We start from the raw sequence: 3,737 nt of genomic DNA, 5'->3' as shown, positions 1-3,737 counted from the left end.
CGCCTCGACGGTGATCTTGCGCGTCAGGTCGCCGTCGGCGATGGCCGTGGCCACGGCGCTCACGTCGCGCAGCTGCACCGTCAGGTTGCCGGCCAGCTGGTTCACGTTGTCCGTCAGGTCCCGCCACACGCCGGCCACGTCCTCCACCCGCGCCTGGCCGCCCAGCTTGCCCTCCGTGCCCACTTCCTTGGCCACGCGCGTCACCTCGGACGCGAACGCCGAGAGCTGGTCCACCATCGTGTTGATGGTGTTCTTGAGCTCCAGCATCTCGCCCTTGACGTCCACGGTGATCTTCTGGGACAGATCCCCGTTGGCCACGGCCGTCGTCACGAGGGCGATGTTGCGCACCTGGCCGGTGAGGTTGCCGGCCATGAAGTTCACGGCGTCCGTGAGGTCCTTCCACGTGCCGGCCACGTTGGGCACCTCGGCCTGGCCGCCCAGCACGCCCTCCGTGCCCACCTCGCGGGCCACGCGCGTGACCTCGGACGAAAAGGCGCTGAGCTGGTCCACCATGGTGTTCACGGTGGTGGCGATGCGAAGGAACTCGCCCTGCACGGGCTTGCCGTCGATCTCCAGCGCCATCTTCTGGCTCAGGTCGCCCCGGGCCACGGACGAGAGCACGCGCGCCACCTCGGTGGTGGGGGTGATCAGGTCGCCGATGAGCTGGTTGACCGCGTTGATCTTGTTGGCCCAGCCGCCGCCCACGGGGCCGATGGAGGCGCGGTCCGTCATCTGGCCCTGCCGGCCCACGGTGCCGCTGACCCGCGTGATCTCGTCGCTCACCCGCTGGTTGAGGTGGGCGATGTCGTTGAAGGTGTCGGCGATCTCCTCCAGCAGGGGGTCGCCGTACACGTCGGGCAGGCGCACGCTGAAGTCGCCCCCGCGCAGGGAGCGCAGGGCCAGCAGCAGCCGGCGCAGCTCGCGGCGCTCGCCGCCCTCGTCGCCGCCCCCGCCGCCCGTGCCGCCGCCGTCCAGGCGCGCGCGGCGGGCCCGGCCGCGCCCGGCGGGCGGGTCGGCGGTCTCGGACGTCACGCCGGCGCCGTTGCCCACGGCCGCCGCGGAGCGGGCGCGGATGCGGCCGCCGCGGGGCGCGGGGGCGTCCGACGCGGGTCCGGCCACGGGTGCGCCCGGGGACGGGGGCGCGGCGGGCACCTGCGGGCGCGCGGCCCTGCGGCGCGGCGCGGGCGCTCCATCGCCACCGGGGCTTCCGGCGGGCGGGTTCACGTCGTTGCGGTCGTCACCCTGTGGCACGGCTGGAACTCCTGCTCGCGTAACGTGGAGAAATGCCGGAGCCGGCGGCCACCCCACGGGGGCGGCGCCGGCGGTCATGTACGGCGGCTGCGGTGCCCGGCGCCCGCGTGGGGGCGGCGCCGGACGGGATGGCACTCAAGCGGATCCGGTGGATCGGCGGAACACGCCGCCCGCGCGCCGGTCCCGGGGAGGGGCGCGGAGGGTGTGGGCAGCGCATAAGCTTCGACCAACGACGCAAGCGGCAGGCCAGTGGCGGCAGGTGTTTCCCCGCCCCGGTGCCGGTTTGCGCGTGGACTTTGAAATAACCCGCCGCATTGCCGGCCGCAACAACGGCCCTCTTTCGCTCACGCCGAGGAGCACACCGCGTACGGTGGGACGGCCTTTTGAACTGCATTCTCACGCAGAGCCGCAGAGGACGCAGAGTACTTCGTCGCGGATTCACGAAGTCCCTATCCATCATCCAGCTGCCGGGATGTCTGCGTCGGGCGGGGAGGGTGCCCGTGCAGGGTCCGGGGTACTCTGCGCCTCTGCGGCTCTGCGTGAGAATTCTGTTGTCTGTTCCGTCGCGAAGCCGGAACGTGGAGACTACGCGTGTTTCCAGCGTACGGGTTGGCGTGCGGATTGCGGCGGCGCACAGGGTTCGTTCACCTGGCCGTCTTCCCCTGCTCCCGGACCTGACTCCGTGCGCCGTCCTGAGCCCATGCCGTCCGCCCCGCCCCGATGACCTCGCCCCACGTGCACCGGCCGGGCGAGCGCACCGTGCCCATCGCCGACGTGCTGGCCAGCGAGGCCCGCCTGCGCGCGCTGGTGGAGGCCGACGCCGTCACCGTGTGGACCACGGACGCCGACGGCATGGTGGACGACATGCCCGTCTGGCGCCGCATCACGGGGCAAACGCCCGACGAGGTGCGCGGCTCCGGCTGGGCCAACGCCATCCACCCCGACGACCGCGAGGCCACCACCCGCGCCTGGTGGGCCGCCCACGCCGAGCGCCGCCCGTACCGCGCGGAGTACCGGCTGCGGATGGCGGGCGGCGGATACCGCTGGTTCGAGGCGCGCGGCGTGCCCGTCCTGGCCGGCGACGGCAGCATCCGCGAGTGGGCCGGCACCCTGCACGACGTCCAGGACCGCCGCGACGCCGAGACGGACCGCGTGTCCCTCCTGGACCGGCTGGAAGAAGCGTGGCGCGATGCACAGGCCAGCGCCGGCGACAGCGCCGAGCTCGCCCTGCGGCTGCAGGAGCAGGCGGCCGAGCTGCAGGAGCAGATGGCCGCCGCCCAGGAGCTCGCCGACGAGCTGGAGACCGCCAACGTCCGGCTGGAGGACACCCTCCAGGACGAGGCGCGCCTGGTGGACACGCTGCACCGCATCGGCGTGTCGCTCACGTCGGAGCAGGACCTGGCCCGCATCGTCCAGGCGGCCACGGACGAGGCCACGTCCCTGACGGGCGCCCAGTTCGGCGCGTTCTTCTACAACGTGCTGAGCGACGCGGGCGAAAGCTATACGCTGTACACCATCTCCGGCGTGCCGCGCGAGGCCTTCGAGCGCTTTCCCATGCCCCGCAACACGGCCGTCTTCGCCCCCACCTTTCACGGCGAGGGCGTCGTCCGCAGCGCCGACATCACGAAGGATTCGCGCTACGGGCACAGCGCGCCGTACCACGGGATGCCGGCCGGGCACCTTCCCGTCCGCTCGTACCTGGCCGCGCCCGTCATGGGGCAGACGGGCGAGGTGCTGGGCGGATTGTTCTTTGGCCACGCGGAGACGGACGTCTTTACCCCCCGCGCCGAGCGGCTGGCCACGGGGATCGCGGGATGGGCCGCCGTGGCCATCGAGAACGCGCGCCTGCACGATGCCGAGCGCCGCGCCCGCGCCGCCGCCGAGCGCGCGGCCGAGCGGGCCCAGCGGCTGCTGGAGGTGGCCGAGGTGATGGCCCGCGCCCTCTCGCCCGCCGAGGTGGCGGACGTGGCGCTGCGGCAGGGGATGCGCGCCATGGGCGCCACGGCGGCGGCCATGGCCCTCCTTTCCGACGACGGCGCGGCGTTCGAGACCGTGGGCTCGCGCGGCTACCCCGCGGAGATCATGGACCGCTTTCACCGCTACCCCGTGCGGGGCGGCGGCCCCATGTCCGACACGCTGGCCAACGACGCGCCCGTCCTGCTGGACGACCTGGACGCGTGGCGCGAACGCTACCCCGCCATGGCGGGCATCGTGGAAGACACGGGGCACGCCGCGTACGCCGCCGCCCCCATCCGCGTGGACGGCCGGGCCATCGGCGCGCTGGGCTTCGGCTTCGCGCGGCCGCAGCGGTTCGACGCGGGCGTGGGCGTGTTCCTGGAAACGCTGGCCGGCCAGTGCGGCGCCGCCCTGGAGCGGGCCCGGCTGTACCAGGCGGAGCACGCCGCCCGCGCCGAGGCCGAAGCCGCCAACCGCGCCAAGAGCCAGTTCCTGGCCAGCATGAGCCACGAGCTGCGCACGCCCCTCAA

2 protein-coding genes are annotated in these 3,737 nt (G+C 73.6%); one reads left to right on the top strand and one right to left on the bottom strand.

The genetic code is table 11. From position 1 onward, the window contains the following. The coding region (locus VFZ20_RS12840; RefSeq protein ID WP_329684287.1) for a HAMP domain-containing protein at positions 1–1,251 on the bottom strand (1,251 nt) is incomplete at its 3' end. 720 nt (positions 1,252–1,971) lie between these two features. Here VFZ20_RS12840 and VFZ20_RS12835 point away from each other — a divergent pair. Next, positions 1,972–3,737, top strand: a 1,766-nt coding sequence (locus tag VFZ20_RS12835; protein WP_329684286.1) for a GAF domain-containing protein, incomplete at its 3' end; no start/stop codon positions are given.

Origin of the sequence: Longimicrobium sp., from assembly GCF_036280135.1 — a bacterium.
In the GTDB taxonomy this organism is placed as follows: Bacteria; Gemmatimonadota; Gemmatimonadetes; order Longimicrobiales; family Longimicrobiaceae; genus Longimicrobium.
Note: the sequence above shows the minus strand (reverse complement) of the source record. Positions and strands in the feature narration are given on the sequence as shown.